This is a genomic window from Streptomyces capoamus, assembly GCF_014654935.1.
GTDB lineage: Bacteria > Actinomycetota > Actinomycetes > Streptomycetales > Streptomycetaceae > Streptomyces > Streptomyces capoamus.
Map to the genome: position 1 here is coordinate 121,557 of NZ_BNBF01000002.1, position 13,527 is coordinate 135,083.

Consider the following 13,527-nt stretch of genomic DNA (forward strand, 5'->3'; position numbering starts at 1 on the left):
CCGTCGCCGCTGTGCCGTTCACCCATGCCCGTTCCCGTCCTCCTCCGGTCCGCCCGGAACCGCGTACACCGGCCCGGCCCCGCACCGGGCACCCGCGTCCCCGGCCCGCGGGGAGCGGAGGCGGGTGACGGCGGACGCCCGTGCGCGCGTGCCGGTCGCCCTTGCATACGTACCGCGCCCGCCGCCGTTCACCTCGACTCACCCAGCGTCGGCGGATCGGCATCCGTCACACCGTCGGTGCCGAGTTGGCGGGCCAGGCGGCGCAGTCCCCGGTAGGCGGCGGTGCGGACGGCGCCGGGGCGTTTGCCGAGGACGCGGGCGGCGGCCGGTCCGTCGAGGCCGACGACCACCCGTAGCAGCACCGCCTCGGCCTGGTCCCGGGGCAGCCGGCGCACCAGGTCCAGCGCCTGTTCGGTGGACAGCGACTCCAGTGCCTGGTCGTGGGTGCTGTGCCGGCCGGGCAGTTCCAGGGCGTCCTGTCCGAGCTGCGCCGCCCGGGGCCGTACCCGTTGCCGGCGCAGGTGGTCCAGTGCGCGGTGCCGGGCGATGGTCGCGGTCCAGCCGCGGAAGCCGGCGCCGTCGCCCCGGAAGCGGCCGAGGTCGCGGGCTATCTCCAGCCAGGCGTCGGAGGCGACGTCCTCCGCGTCGTCGCCGACCAGACCCCGCAGGTAGCCCAGCAGGCCGGGCTGCACGATCCGGTAGGCCACCGCGAAGGCGGTCTCGTCACCGTCCTGGGCCCGCGCGACGGCCGCGCCCAGCTCCCCGTCCCGCGGCTGCGGGCGGCGGGGTTCCGCTCCCTGGCCCAAGACCGTCCTCGTTCGTGCCGAGTTCCTGGCCACTGCGTGGCGCTTCCGTCACGGTGCGACACGCTCCGGCCGTGTCTGTCGCCCTCCACGATCATCAGCGTCGGCCCTGACGGAAGTGTCACAGGCGGGTCGGCGGGAGAGTCACGGGCGGGTCGGCGGGAGTGTCACGCGCGGGTCAGCGGCGGGCGGCGCTCGCGGTCGCGTCCCGGCACAGCAGCCGCAGCGAGCCGTGGCCGGTGTAGCAGCGGCGGGCCTCGTCCAGGGGGTCCCAGAGCCGGCCGTCGGGGGTGCGCAGCCAGTGCTCGCCGCCGGTCGCCCACCACTCGGCGCCGGTCTGCCGGACGATGACCTCGCCGGCGTAGGCGCCGAAGCCGCGCAGCACGCTCTCCACGGCCTCGTACGGCGGTCCCTCGCGGCGTATCTCCTCGATCATCCGGTCCACCCGCCACAGGCTCTGCGCCGAGTAGTCGAGCCGGATCCGCGCGCCCTCGCGCAGGGTCGCCACCGCGTCCGCCGCCCACCGCACGGGTTTCGCCGCGGCCTGCGGCCTGGTGTGCTGCTGTGCTGTCCCGTTCCGGGCCGTCACCTGAGCTGTCACATCGGCTGTCACATAGGGAAGAGCGAGCCGGGGCGCGGTTCCGTCACCGGGTTCCGGGGGGTTTCCCCGAACGTTCCGGCAACCGTCGCAAGGCCGCCGCAGGTCCGCCGCACGACGGTCACAGGCCCCGTCACACCCCCGGTTCGGCGGCGCTGCGCGCCCGGCGGGAGACCACGGCACGCAGCACCCGGCGGCCCTCGACCGACACCTCCAGCGCCCGCCGCAGCCCCTGGGCGCCGTGCCCGGCGAGGAGTTCGAGCACCGCGGCCTGGCGGCGCAGCTCGGCGGCGACGAGCGGCGGCAGGTCCGCCGTGTCGCCCGCGCGGCCGGCGTCGCCGTCGTCCGTGGCGGGCGTGGCGGGGTCGAGCAGCCGGTGGATGCGCAGCGAGGCGACCGAGCAGGCGTCGGCCCAGGGCCGGACGGCGTCGGCGGTGCGCTCGGCCGGGGCCGAGCGGAGCATCCGGAGGGCGAGCCGCGCGGCCTCGTCGGAGGGTTCCGCGGGGCCGAGCGCCGCGCGGGCCCCGGTCAGCTCCCCGGCCCAGTCGGAGCCGTCGGCGAGGCGCGCCCACAGCGGGCGCAGCAGCTCGTCATCACCGCCGAGCAACGGCAGACACCGATCCAAACAAGCCAGTCCGCTGGCGGCCAGTCCGCGTTCGTCGGCCTGTGCGATCAGGTCCACCAGGCTCATGACTGCCCTCCCTCGCCAGGGCACCGACCGGTACGGAGCCCGCACTTCCCCTTACTGCGTGCGACGGACCGGGAGTGTCACAGCCATGGGTTTTCAGCCAAATGCGGGGGCCGGAAGCTCACCGGAGAGGACCTTGCGCTCCTGCATCCGGGTCAGCTGCAGCACCACCACGATGGCGAGGACCGCGGCCGCGATGTCGAGGTCGTCGGAGAACAGCATCGCCCTGGCGGCCTCCTTCAGCTCGTCCGCGGTCTCGGCGTGCCGGTTGCTGGTGTCCGCGAACCGGCCCACGACGATGCCGACGAGCCACAGCGTCCACCAGGCGTTGACCGGCGTGTGCCCGGACCGCGAGCCCCACGGGGCGCTGGCGTCCCAGCTGTCGGCGACGATCCGGCGCGGGAACCACAGGTTCACCACCGGGCAGAACCAGGCGCCGATGGTCCAGCCGCGCTTCATGCGGTGCCGGGAGGCGTCGAACACCTCCGCGTTCACCCGGATCCGCCACAGCCAGCACAGGTAGACGGCGGCCGTGGCCACCAGCGCGACCCCCTGCGCGATGCCGGCGACACCGTAGAGCCGGTCCGCGTGGTGGGCCCGGTCGAGCACGTCCGTGCCCAGGGTGCCCCGGAGGTCGCCGGTGACGTCCATCTCCAGCCAGTCCGCGTAGCAGGCGAACAGGTCGGTGACGATGACGAGGCCGAGCAGCACGACGGTGGCGCGGCCGAGCGCGGCCGGCGAGCGCAGCCAGGCGCCGCCGGGCGGGACGGCGTGCGGCGGTGCGGGCATGGGCGCGGGCATGGGTGTGGTCATGAGGGGTCCCCCGGGAAGACGAGATCCGAGACGGCGCCCGGTTCTCCCCGAACCGGCGCCTGTCCTGATGCCGACGCGCAGGCGAAGGCGCGTGCGGACACCGGAACATACGGTCGGACGCCGTCGTACGTCCACTCGGTTCTCAGCCCAGCCGGTCCGCCAGCCTCCGGAAGTCGGTCCAGGAGAGCGCCGGTGTGCGCGCGTCCCACAGCTTCTGCACGGTGGCCCGCAGCGGCATCCGGATGCCCGCGGCGACCTGACCCTCCGTCTGGGCGCCCGGCCGGTCGGACCAGACCGCGAAGGAGCCGCCGAGTATCTGCCCGTCGTAGCGCGCCGGGACGGCGGTCGTGCCGCGCAGCACGCGCGGGGTCCACTGCTCGTAGATGCGCTGTCCGGTCGGGTAGACGAAGGTCTGGGGCTGGCCGAGCACGTAGTAGAGGTACTCGTCGTTGTAGTTGAGCACCTTGCGGCCGGCGGCCAGGTACTCCGCCGGCGGCCGGGCGCCGATCTCCTTGCCGGTCCAGTAGGCGACCTGGAGGTCGCCCGCGGGCCGCACGGAGGTGCCGCGGAAGAAGCCGTCGTTCCAGGCCCGCATCGTGCGGTGGTGGGCGCGCACGGTGTCCGCGCGGGCGTCGAGCCAGCCGGTGGCGAGGTCGGCGACGGTCCCGCCGGCGCCGTACTTCTGCCGGGCGGCGGCCGCCAGCTGCGGGTAGGAGGCCTGCGGATCCCGGACGGTGAGCGCCTGGTACTCGTCGCCGCCCAGGTGCCACCGGTCGCCGGTGAAGAGTCCGGCGTACTCGTTCAGCAGGTCGTCGACGAGCCGCGCGGAGGCCTCCTTGGAGATGTCGATCGCGCCCCGGGTCGCCACCCCGTTCACGTTGCGCAGCTGCAGGTCCGGGTGGGCGGCGAGGACGGCCCCCAGGTGCCCCGGTGAGTCGATCTCCGGCACGACGGTGATGTGCCGGCTGTCCGCCAGCGTCACGATCCGCTTGACCTGTGCCTTGGTCAGGTGGTCCGGGGAGACGATCTCCGGGTGGGTGTCGGACTGGATCCGGAAGGCCTGGTCGTCGGAGAAGTGCAGCCCCAGCTCGTTGTACTTCAGGTCCCCCAGCTCGCGTATCCGGTCCTCGATCCAGGCCTCGGAGTACGGCTTGCGCGCGATGTCCAGCATGAAGCCGCGCACCGGCTTGGCCGGCTGGTCGCGTACGACGCCCTCGGGGGCCGTACCGCCGCCGTGGACCTCCTGCTTCAGGGTGCGGGTGCCGTAGAAGACGCCCGCCTCGCCGGGTCCGGTGATGTCGACCCGCCCGTCCCGGACGGTCATGGTGTACGACTCCCGGTCGCCGCCCCCGCCGAGCGCGAGCCGTACGTCGCCCGCCCGGACGTCGTTCTTCTGCCCCCCGTAGGCGAGCCCCAGCTCTCCGGCCGTCAGCCGCCCCTCGTCGGCCAGGGCGGGGTCGCTCACCAGCACCCGCCCGCCGGGCCGCGGCCGCCAGCCGGGGCCGCGCGCCGGGGTGTGGGAGCGGACCGCGGGTATCGTGCGGGGCGCCTGCGAGAGCGGGTAGGACCGGCTCGGGCTGGGCCGGGGGCTGGCCGAGGCGGTCGCCGGCCGGCCGGGATCGGCGCCGGTGCCGGCCACCCGGCCGGGCGACGTCTGCCGCGCGTGGCCCGCGGGTCCGCCGCCGCCCCCGTCCGCCGAGGCCCACACGCCGACGCCGGTGCCGAGCGCGACCGTCCCGACGACCGCGGCGGCCAGCACCGCCCGCTTGCGTATCACCTGTCGCGCCGAGCCCCGGCGCCTGTGCCTGTGCTGGGTCACCCTGCCAACGTACGACCGGTCAGCGGACCACCGGTCACTCAGGCGGCCTCAAACTCTTCCGTTCGGGTGAAATTCAGGTATCGCTCGCACACAGTGTGACCACTCTCGATAACCTGACGACACACCTTTCACAGCATCCCCTGCCACGCCACCTGTGACGCGAGGACCCACGCTGCCCGCCCATCGTCTGCCGTACCTCCCCACGCCCCTCGACGCCTTCAACACGGCCCGCGCCGACGAGGCCCGCACCCTCCTGCTGCACTGCCTGCACAGCGTGCGCTGGTCCGACCGGATCGCCGACCACCGTCCCTACCCCGACCTGGACGCCCTGCTGGCCGCCGCGGACGAGGCGGCGTACGACCTCGCCCCCGCCGACCTGGCCGAGGCCCTGGCCGGCGAGAGCCTCCCGGAACTACCCGAGGACACCTACTCGGCGGCCCACATGGCGCTGGGCGCGGCGCACGCCGCCTACGAGGCGCGCTTCGGCCACGCGTTCGTCGTCTACCTGGGCGACCTCCCCGGGGACGAGGTCATCGACCACATCCTCGAAGCGATCCGGTCACGATTGGCAAACGATCCGGAGGAGGAACGGGTGACGGCGGCCGAGGAGCTGCGGCGTCTGGCCCGGGGACGGCTGCTGGCCCTGCTCAGCGGCGCGGGGCCCTGTTCGATTTGTGGCTACCCCCACGCGGGCTTGACCAGCCCAAACGCCCCCACACCGGGCAAATGACCTGCGGATCCACCCCGGCAGCCGCAGCCGCTAGCCCAACCGCGTGCCACTTTGATCACACCGGTAGGCCCCCCGTAAGCACCACGGCGGCACCTGGATACCATGCAGAGGGCCGGTGGACCGTACCCGGCCGGGCCCGACCGACAGTGAAGCCGGCGCGGCCCTAGTCCCCGCTCCCGGAGGGTTCTTCCGTGCCGGCTGGAACGCTGTACCGCGGCCGGGAAGGAATGTGGTCCTGGGTGGCTCACCGAGTCACCGGCGTCCTCATCTTCTTCTTCCTGTTCGTTCATGTGCTGGACACCGCTCTCGTGCGTGTCTCCCCCGAGGCGTACGACAAAGTCGTAGCCACGTACAAGACGCCGATCGTCGCGCTGCTGGAGTACGGCCTCGTCGCCGCCATCCTCTTCCACGCGCTCAACGGCCTGCGCGTCATCGCCGTCGACTTCTGGTCGAAGGGTCCGCGCTACCAGAAGCAGATGTTCTGGACCGTGATGGGCGTCTGGATCGTCCTGATGGCAGGGGCGATCTATCCGGTTCTCGGCCACGCCTACCGTGTCCTGTTTGGGAGCTGACGCCCATGTCCACGACTGAAACCCCCGCGTCCGGAGTCGGCCCCGTCGAGGGCGCCCCGGTCTACACCGTCGACACCCCGGCTCCGCTGATCGAGGCCCCGCGCAAGCGCACCAAGAAGTCCCCGCGGTCGACCCGCGGCAACTTCGAGCTGGCGGCCTGGCTGTTCATGCGGCTGTCCGGCATCGTGCTGGTCGTCCTGGTCATCGGCCACCTGCTGATCCAGCTCGTGCTGGACGGCGGCGTGTCGAAGGTCGGCTTCGCCTTCGTGGCCGGCCGCTGGGCGTCCCCGTTCTGGCAGGTCTGGGACCTGCTGATGCTGTGGCTCGCGATGCTGCACGGCGCCAACGGCCTGCGCACGATCATCAACGACTACGCGGAGCGCCCGGCCAGCCGCCTGTGGCTGAAGGCGCTGCTCTACACCGCCACGGTGTTCACCATCCTGCTGGGCACGCTGGTGATCTTCACCTTCGACCCGAACATCCGCTAGGCACGGGGCTGCGAGAAACATGAAGATCCACAAGTACGACACCGTCATCGTCGGCGCCGGCGGCGCGGGCATGCGCGCCGCCATCGAGGCGACGAAGCGCAGCCGCACCGCGGTCCTGACCAAGCTCTACCCCACCCGCTCCCACACGGGCGCCGCGCAGGGCGGCATGGCCGCCGCGCTGGCCAACGTGGAGGAGGACAACTGGGAGTGGCACACCTTCGACACGGTCAAGGGCGGTGACTACCTGGTCGACCAGGACGCCGCCGAGATCCTGGCGAAGGAGGCCATCGACGCCGTCCTCGACCTGGAGAAGATGGGCCTGCCGTTCAACCGGACCCCGGACGGCACCATCGACCAGCGCCGCTTCGGCGGTCACTCCCGCAACCACGGCGAGGCCCCGGTCCGCCGGTCCTGCTACGCCGCGGACCGCACCGGCCACATGATCCTCCAGACGCTGTACCAGAACTGCGTCAAGGAGGGCGTGGAGTTCTTCAACGAGTTCTACGTCCTGGACCAGCTGATCACCGAGGTCGACGGCGTCAAGCGGTCCGCCGGTGTCGTCGCCTACGAGCTGGCGACCGGCGAGATCCACGTCTTCCAGGCGAAGGCCGTGATCTACGCCTCCGGCGGCTGCGGCAAGTTCTTCAAGGTGACCTCCAACGCGCACACGCTGACCGGCGACGGCCAGGCGGCCGTCTACCGGCGCGGGCTGCCGCTGGAGGACATGGAGTTCTTCCAGTTCCACCCGACCGGCATCTGGCGCATGGGCATCCTGCTGACGGAGGGCGCCCGCGGTGAGGGCGGCATCCTGCGCAACAAGGACGGCGAGCGCTTCATGGAGAAGTACGCGCCGGTCATGAAGGACCTCGCGTCCCGTGACGTCGTCTCCCGCTCCATCTACACGGAGATCCGCGAGGGCCGCGGCTGCGGTCCCGAGGGCGACCACGTCTACCTGGACCTGACCCACCTGCCGCCGGAGCAGCTGGACGCCAAGCTCCCGGACATCACCGAGTTCGCGCGCACCTACCTCGGCATCGAGCCGTACACGGACCCGATCCCGATCCAGCCGACCGCGCACTACGCGATGGGCGGCATCCCGACCAACGTCGAGGGTGAGGTCCTGGCGGACAACACCACCGTCGTCCCGGGCCTGTACGCGGCCGGCGAGGTCGCCTGCGTGTCGGTTCACGGCGCCAACCGCCTGGGCACCAACTCGCTGCTGGACATCAATGTCTTCGGCCGGCGCGCGGGCATCGCCGCCGCCGAGTACGCGGCCAAGGCCGACTACGTCGAGCTGCCGGAGGCCCCGGAGTCCTTCGTCGTCGAGCAGATCGAGCGGCTGCGCGCCTCCACCGGCAGCGAGCGGGTGGCGACCCTGCGGCGCGAGCTGCAGGAGACCATGGACGCCAACGTCATGGTGTTCCGCACCGAGCAGACGATCAAGACGGCCGTCGAGAAGATCGCCGAGCTGCGCGAGCGCTACCAGAACGTGGCGATCCAGGACAAGGGCAAGCGGTTCAACACGGACCTGCTCGAGGCCATCGAGCTGGGCAACCTGCTGGACCTGGCCGAGGTCATGGCCGTCTCGGCGCTGGCCCGCAAGGAGTCCCGCGGCGGTCACTACCGCGAGGACTACCCGAACCGCGACGACGTCAACTTCATGCGCCACACCATGGCGTACCGCGAGGTCGGCGCCGACGGCTCGGAAACCGTCCGTCTCGACTACAAGCCGGTCGTCCAGACCCGCTACCAGCCGATGGAGCGTAAGTACTGATGGCTACCCCTGTTCTGGACAAGGCGGACGCGGCCGGCCGGCCCGAGCCCGGTTTCGCCGACTCCCCCTACATCACGGTCACCTTCCGCATCCGCCGGTTCAACCCGGAGGTCGCGGCCGAGGCCGTCTGGGAAGACTTCCAGCTGGAGATCGACCCGAAGGAGCGCGTCCTCGACGGCCTCCACAAGATCAAGTGGGACGTCGACGGCACCCTCACCTTCCGCCGCTCGTGCGCGCACGGCATCTGCGGCTCGGACGCGATGCGGATCAACGGCAAGAACCGCCTCGCGTGCAAGACGCTGATCAAGGACATCAACCCCGAGAAGCCGATCACGGTCGAGCCCATCAAGGGCCTCACGGTCCTGAAGGACCTGGTCGTGGACATGGAGCCGTTCTTCCAGGCGTACCGGGACGTCATGCCGTTCCTGATCACCAAGGAGACGAACGAGCCGACCCGTGAGCGGCTGCAGTCCGCCGAGGACCGCGAGCGCTTCGACGACACCACCAAGTGCATCCTGTGCGCCGCGTGCACGTCGTCCTGCCCGGTGTTCTGGAACGACGGCCAGTACTTCGGTCCGGCCGCGATCGTGAACGCCCACCGCTTCATCTTCGACAGCCGTGACGAGGCGGGCGAGCAGCGCCTGGAGATCCTCAACGACCGCGACGGCGTGTGGCGCTGCCGCACCACCTTCAACTGCACGGACGCCTGCCCGCGCGGTATCGAGGTCACGAAGGCGATCCAGGAGGTCAAGCGCGCGCTGATCACGCGTCGCTACTGATCGCCGTACCACTACGGCTCTCTGGGCCCCGTCCCCGGTCGCGCACCGGGGGCGGGGCCCTCGCCGTACAACTGTCCGACCCCTTCGCGCGTCTCCTGGGTACGCGATCAAGGAGACACATGCGCACGCACAGAAAGCTCGCCGTGGCGACGGCCACGGCCCTCGCCCTCACCGGCGGGCTGCTCACCCTCGCGGCCGGCCCGGCCGCCGCGGCCACGCCCGCCCGGTACGCCGACGACTTCAACGGCGACGGCTACCGGGACTACGCCTCCGGCTGGGCCGGTACGGTCACCGTCACCTACGGCACCGCGACCGGCCCCGGCCCGAAGACGGTCCGGTTCACCCAGGACAGCCCCAACATCCCGGGCAAGGCCGACGACGTCGACTCCTTCGGCGACCAGGTCGCGACCGCCGACCTCGACCGGGACGGGTACGCCGACCTCGCCGTCGCCGACCACTCGGAGAAGGCCGGTACGAAGGGAGCCACGGGCGCCGTCACCATCCTGTGGGGCGCAAAGGCGGGCCTCGGCGCGAAGGCCACGCGGATCCCGGCCAAGTCGACCGTCGGCTTCGGCACGGCCCTCGCCGCCGGCGACTTCAACGGTGACGGCAAGCCGGACCTGGCCGTCACCGACGTCAGGGGCACCCTCTTCGTCTACCGGGGCGGGTTCTCGCAGAGCGGCACGACGGGCGGCGTCAGCACGCTGGAGGTCAGCCCCAGCGGTGCCCACGTGCTGGAGCCGAGCATGATCGCCGCCGGCCGGGTCACCAAGGACAAGGCCACCGACCTGTACGTGATCGGCCAGGGCTACGAGCACGGCAAGATGGTCCAGGCGGCGTGGTTCGTGCAGGGCGGCTCCACCCTCAAGCGCGGCAAGTACACCACGTACAACGCCTCGCAGGTGGACTTCCAGGCGACCGGGGTGATCGCCGACTTCGACAAGAACGGCTACGGCGACCTGGCCGTCAGCGACAAGCCGTACGACAAGGGCGCGGGGGCCGTGGTCGTCCTGCGCGGCGGTGCGAGCGGCCCGAGCACCTCCTACCGGCTGACCCAGTCCACCTCCGGGGTGGCGACGGCGGCGACGCGGAACGACCGGTTCGGGTACGCGCTCTCCGCCGGCGACACCAACCGCGACGGCTACCCGGACCTCGCGGTCGGCGTGCCCGAGGAGGAGTCCGGCGCGGTGCAGGACGCGGGCGGTGTGCACGTCCTGCGGGGCGGCCGGAGCGGCCTGACCGGCACCGGTTCCCAGTGGTTCACCCGGGCCACGGCGGGTGTGCCGGGCAGCCCGACCGATTCCGAGATGCTCGGGCTGTACGTCCGCCTGCGCGACTTCGACCGCGACGGCGACGCGGACCTGCTGGTCTCGGGCGACCTGTACCGCCCGGGCGTACTGCTGCGCGCGACCGCCAAGGGCATCACGACGAGCGGTGCCGCGGAGTCCGAGCTGGACCCCGCCTTCCCGCAGTGAGCCGCTGAAGGGTCCCCCGACGAGCCCCACCGGAGTCCGCTCCGGTGGGGCTCCTCGCTTCCGCGGTGAATGACTCTTAATGTGACGACATGTCAGACGAAGAGTCGTACGAACTGCTCGGCTTCGACAACGTGCTGCTCCCCGTCGGCGACCTGGCCGAGGCGGTCGCCTTCTACGAGCGGGCCGGGTTCACCGTGGGCTACCGGCTGGACGAGGCCGGGATCGCGCAGCTGAAGATCGGCGCGGAGACGCCGGGCATCCTGCTGCGCACCGAGGAGGGGCTGCGGCACCGGCCGCCGCACTGGCCGTCGCCGCGGATCTGGCTGGAGGTGCCGGACGCGCGGGTGGCGGCGCGCAGGCTGGCGGCCGCGGGCATCGCCCCCCTGGACGAGGTGATCCAGGGAGCCACCGGCTGGACCGTGGAGCTCGCCGATCCGTGGGGCAACGTCCTGGGCCTGACCGACTACACCAAACGCCCGGCGCTGGCCCGCCGGAGCTGAGCCCCACCCCCGTGTTGAACGCGTTCAAAAACAGGTCTAGAGTCATCCCTGTCAGCGTTTTGAACGCGTTCAAGAAGGGGTGGGGCATGGACCGCACCGTCATCGCCTACGTCATCTACCTGGTCGTCAGCATCGGGCTGACCGTCTGGGTGGCCCGCACGCTCAGCCGCAACGGCCGGATCTTCCTGGCCGACGTCCTGCGCGGCAACGAGAAGCTCGCGGACGCCGTCAACCACCTCCTGGTGGTCGGCTTCTACCTGGTGAACCTCGGCTTCGTGGCGCTGTACCTGAGCGACGACGGGACGATCGACGACACCCGCGGCATCTTCGAGGCCCTGTCGACCAAGCTCGGCGTGGTGCTCCTGGTGCTCGGCGTGATGCACCTGGGCAACGTGTACGTGCTCAACCGGATCCGCCGGCGCGGGGTCATGGAGCGGGAGCAGCGGCCGCCGGTCGGCCCGCAGGAGTGGATCGCGCCGACGGCCGGGGCGTGACCGCAATGGCCGCCGTGACCACCACGGAGGGCCGGGGCACCGCCGGCGCCCCGGTCCGCGCCCTGACCGTGCTGTACGACGCCGAGTCCGCGCTGGGCACCCACCTGCGCGACTGGCTCCTCCGGCAGCCCCGGCTCGTGCCGCTCGAACCGCTGCCGGCCGGCTCGGCCGCGGCCCGCGCCCGCTTCCCGGAACCGGTCCTCCCGGCCGGCCGGGAGGAGATCACCGTCGTCGGCGACTCCGGGCAGGTCTACCGCGGCTCGCGCGCCTGGATCGTCCTCCTGTGGGCGCTGCGCGAACACCGCCCGCACGCCCACAGGCTCGCCACACCGGCGGGTGCCGGGGCGGCCCGGGACGCCGTCCTCACCGCGGCCAAGTGGCGGGACGGGCAGGGGCGGTACGGACAGGGGCGGGGCGGACAATGGGGCGGGCTGGCGTACCAGCGGGCGGACGGCTGGTCGTACCACCCCCGTACGGGCTGGAGCTACTCCCCGCCGTCCCACGGCGGGGCCGCCCCCGCCAGTCGTTAGGCTCTTCTACCGTGCCCGCGAAGAACGACGGCCCCGACGCGGCCGGCCCCCAGAGCAGCAAGTCCGAGCAGACCCGTGCGCTGATCCTGGAGACCGCCATGCGGTTGTTCCAGGAGCGCGGGTACGACAAGACGACCATGCGGGCCATCGCCAAGGAGGCCGGGGTCTCCGTCGGCAACGCCTACTACTACTTCGAGGGCAAGGAACACCTGATCCAGGGCTTCTACGACCGGATCGCCGCCGAGCACCGGGCGGCGGTCCGGGAGGTACTGGACCGGGAGACCGACCTGGAGGCGCGGCTCGCGGGGGTGCTCACCGCGTGGCTGGACATCGCCCGGCCGTACCACGAGTTCGCGGTCCAGTTCTTCAAGAACGCCGCCGACCCCGACAGCCCGCTGAGCCCCTTCTCGCCGGAGAGCGAGCACGCCCGCGAGCAGGCCCTCAGCGTGCACCGGGAGGTGCTCGCCGGCTCCAGGGCCAAGGTGGCGCCCGAACTGCGGGAGGTCCTGCCCGAGCTGATGTGGCTCTCCCAGATGGGCCTGGTGCTGTACTGGGTCTTCGACCGCACCGAGGGACGGGAGCGCAGCTACCGGCTGGCGCGGCGGGGGGCCCGGCTGACCGCCCGCGGCGTCTCCCTGGCCCGCTTCCGGGTCCTGCGGCCCCTGGTCCTGGAGGTCCACGAGCTGTTCACGGACTTCCTGCCGGGAATGACGAAGGCGCTGCCGCACCCGGGACGGGAGCGCGACCGGGCCGAGTGATCACTTTCGGGTGAACGCGCGGGAACGGGACGCCTGGAGTCCCGGCTGCCTACGATGATGCTCTCGACACCAGCCCACAGGAGGCACGCGATGTCCGCAGCATCCGTCGAGCGGCCCCATGAGAACCGACCGCTGATCGCGGAAGCCAATCGGCTCATGGAACGCAATCCGGGCAACCGCGTCGAGATCATCGGAGGCCAGATCGTCGTGTCCCCGCCACCGGACGGCCCCCACGGGGAGGCCCTGATGGATCTGACCATCCCCTTCATCGAAGCAGGCCTGCACGGCACGGAGTCCAAGGTCATCCCGGGCATCGGCATCTGGCTGCCCACCGGCGCCGAGGACTACGCGATCCCCGACCTGTCACTGGTCGACGCCGACTACCGGGATCACCTCGCCGAGAACAACTGCTACGACCCCGCCTGCTTCCGCCTCGTGCTGGAGGTCACCTCCAGCAACTGGAGGACCGACCTGCGCGACAAGGTCAGGGCGTACGCCGGCGCGAAGGTCCCGGTCTACGTGATCGTGGACCGCAAGCACCAGCGCCTCCACGTCCTGACCGATCCCGCGGGGGACGCGTACGACAGTCACCGCCCCTACTCGCCCGGCGAGACCGTCACCCTGCCCGCGGTCATCGGAGGCGAGGTCACCCTCGACGTCACCCGGATCCTGCGGGCCGGCCGGCAGGAGGCCGGCTGAGGGCCTG

Annotated in this window: 16 protein-coding genes; 11 read left to right on the forward strand and 5 right to left on the reverse strand. The window is 71.9% G+C overall.

Features of this window, described 5'->3' with window-relative positions; all coding sequences use genetic code 11:
• Nucleotides 1-188 precede the first annotated feature (188 nt).
• The 5 genes from IE312_RS04070 to IE312_RS04090 all read right to left on the reverse strand — a co-directional run bounded on the left by IE312_RS04070 (nt 189) and on the right by IE312_RS04090 (nt 4,679).
• The gene (locus tag IE312_RS04070; RefSeq protein WP_189978464.1) at nt 189-806 is read right to left on the reverse strand and encodes an RNA polymerase sigma factor; all 618 of its coding nucleotides are present in this window, start codon (nt 804-806) and stop codon (nt 189-191) included.
• Between the two features lie 175 nt (nt 807-981).
• Entirely contained in the window at nt 982-1,392 is a 411-nt protein-coding gene (locus IE312_RS04075) for a hypothetical protein (RefSeq protein ID WP_229899015.1), read from the reverse strand.
• A 142-nt stretch (nt 1,393-1,534) separates the two neighbouring features.
• The gene (locus IE312_RS04080; RefSeq protein ID WP_189978466.1) at nt 1,535-2,092 is read right to left on the reverse strand and encodes a hypothetical protein; all 558 of its coding nucleotides are present in this window, start codon (nt 2,090-2,092) and stop codon (nt 1,535-1,537) included.
• 93 nt (nt 2,093-2,185) lie between these two features.
• On the reverse strand, nt 2,186-2,902 hold the full coding sequence (locus tag IE312_RS04085; protein ID WP_189978468.1) for a DUF4328 domain-containing protein: 717 nt from the start codon (nt 2,900-2,902) through the stop codon (nt 2,186-2,188).
• A gap of 142 nt (nt 2,903-3,044) precedes the next feature.
• Nucleotides 3,045-4,679 (reverse strand): beta-N-acetylhexosaminidase, encoded by a 1,635-nt coding sequence (locus IE312_RS04090; RefSeq protein WP_189978968.1) that lies wholly within the window; start codon nt 4,677-4,679, stop codon nt 3,045-3,047.
• A gap of 196 nt (nt 4,680-4,875) precedes the next feature.
• On the opposite strand from IE312_RS04090, the gene IE312_RS04095 reads away from it, so the two are divergent.
• From IE312_RS04095 to IE312_RS04145, 11 genes are all read left to right on the forward strand, one after another.
• On the forward strand, nt 4,876-5,451 hold the full coding sequence (locus tag IE312_RS04095) for a 2-oxo-4-hydroxy-4-carboxy-5-ureidoimidazoline decarboxylase (RefSeq protein WP_189978470.1): 576 nt from the start codon (nt 4,876-4,878) through the stop codon (nt 5,449-5,451).
• A gap of 191 nt (nt 5,452-5,642) precedes the next feature.
• Entirely contained in the window at nt 5,643-6,023 is a 381-nt protein-coding gene (gene sdhC, locus IE312_RS04100) for a succinate dehydrogenase, cytochrome b556 subunit (RefSeq protein ID WP_189978472.1), read from the forward strand.
• A 5-nt stretch (nt 6,024-6,028) separates the two neighbouring features.
• A complete protein-coding gene (locus tag IE312_RS04105) occupies nt 6,029-6,511 on the forward strand; it encodes a succinate dehydrogenase hydrophobic membrane anchor subunit (RefSeq protein ID WP_189978474.1) in 483 nt (160 codons plus the stop codon).
• A 19-nt stretch (nt 6,512-6,530) separates the two neighbouring features.
• Nucleotides 6,531-8,285 carry a succinate dehydrogenase flavoprotein subunit gene (gene sdhA / locus IE312_RS04110; protein ID WP_189978476.1) on the forward strand — a complete coding sequence of 585 codons (1,755 nt, stop codon included), beginning with the start codon at nt 6,531-6,533 and terminating at the stop codon, nt 8,283-8,285.
• Nucleotides 8,285-9,064 carry a succinate dehydrogenase iron-sulfur subunit gene (locus tag IE312_RS04115; RefSeq protein WP_189978479.1) on the forward strand — a complete coding sequence of 260 codons (780 nt, stop codon included), beginning with the start codon at nt 8,285-8,287 and terminating at the stop codon, nt 9,062-9,064. The genes sdhA and IE312_RS04115 overlap by 1 nt, the downstream gene beginning before the upstream one ends.
• A gap of 119 nt (nt 9,065-9,183) precedes the next feature.
• Nucleotides 9,184-10,539, forward strand: coding sequence for an FG-GAP and VCBS repeat-containing protein (locus IE312_RS04120; RefSeq protein WP_189978480.1), 1,356 nt, complete (start codon nt 9,184-9,186; stop codon nt 10,537-10,539).
• 89 nt (nt 10,540-10,628) lie between these two features.
• Nucleotides 10,629-11,039 (forward strand): VOC family protein, encoded by a 411-nt coding sequence (locus tag IE312_RS04125; protein WP_189978481.1) that lies wholly within the window; start codon nt 10,629-10,631, stop codon nt 11,037-11,039.
• A gap of 86 nt (nt 11,040-11,125) precedes the next feature.
• Nucleotides 11,126-11,533, forward strand: a complete 408-nt coding sequence (locus IE312_RS04130) for a hypothetical protein (RefSeq protein WP_189978482.1) — start codon at nt 11,126-11,128, stop codon at nt 11,531-11,533.
• 5 nt (nt 11,534-11,538) lie between these two features.
• Nucleotides 11,539-12,063: a DUF393 domain-containing protein gene (locus IE312_RS04135; RefSeq protein ID WP_189978969.1), complete on the forward strand. Its 525-nt coding sequence runs from the start codon at nt 11,539-11,541 to the stop codon at nt 12,061-12,063.
• 11 nt (nt 12,064-12,074) lie between these two features.
• Nucleotides 12,075-12,821 (forward strand): TetR/AcrR family transcriptional regulator, encoded by a 747-nt coding sequence (locus IE312_RS04140; protein WP_189978483.1) that lies wholly within the window; start codon nt 12,075-12,077, stop codon nt 12,819-12,821.
• Nucleotides 12,822-12,911: 90 nt separating this feature from the next.
• Nucleotides 12,912-13,520 carry a Uma2 family endonuclease gene (locus IE312_RS04145; RefSeq protein ID WP_189978484.1) on the forward strand — a complete coding sequence of 203 codons (609 nt, stop codon included), beginning with the start codon at nt 12,912-12,914 and terminating at the stop codon, nt 13,518-13,520.
• Nucleotides 13,521-13,527 lie beyond the last annotated feature (7 nt).

Excerpts from the sequence above, each read along its gene's own strand:
- IE312_RS04080 (WP_189978466.1), bottom strand. The coding sequence starts at position 2,092 with ATGAGCCTGGTGGACCTGATCGCACAGGCCGACGAACGCGGACTGGCC.
- IE312_RS04085 (WP_189978468.1), bottom strand. The coding sequence starts at position 2,902 with ATGACCACACCCATGCCCGCGCCCATGCCCGCACCGCCGCACGCCGTC.
- IE312_RS04105 (WP_189978474.1), top strand. The coding sequence starts at position 6,029 with ATGTCCACGACTGAAACCCCCGCGTCCGGAGTCGGCCCCGTCGAGGGC.
- sdhA (WP_189978476.1), top strand. The coding sequence starts at position 6,531 with ATGAAGATCCACAAGTACGACACCGTCATCGTCGGCGCCGGCGGCGCG.
- IE312_RS04115 (WP_189978479.1), top strand. The coding sequence starts at position 8,285 with ATGGCTACCCCTGTTCTGGACAAGGCGGACGCGGCCGGCCGGCCCGAG.
- IE312_RS04120 (WP_189978480.1), top strand. The coding sequence starts at position 9,184 with ATGCGCACGCACAGAAAGCTCGCCGTGGCGACGGCCACGGCCCTCGCC.
- IE312_RS04125 (WP_189978481.1), top strand. The coding sequence starts at position 10,629 with ATGTCAGACGAAGAGTCGTACGAACTGCTCGGCTTCGACAACGTGCTG.
- IE312_RS04130 (WP_189978482.1), top strand. The coding sequence starts at position 11,126 with ATGGACCGCACCGTCATCGCCTACGTCATCTACCTGGTCGTCAGCATC.
- IE312_RS04135 (WP_189978969.1), top strand. The coding sequence starts at position 11,539 with ATGGCCGCCGTGACCACCACGGAGGGCCGGGGCACCGCCGGCGCCCCG.
- IE312_RS04145 (WP_189978484.1), top strand. The coding sequence starts at position 12,912 with ATGTCCGCAGCATCCGTCGAGCGGCCCCATGAGAACCGACCGCTGATC.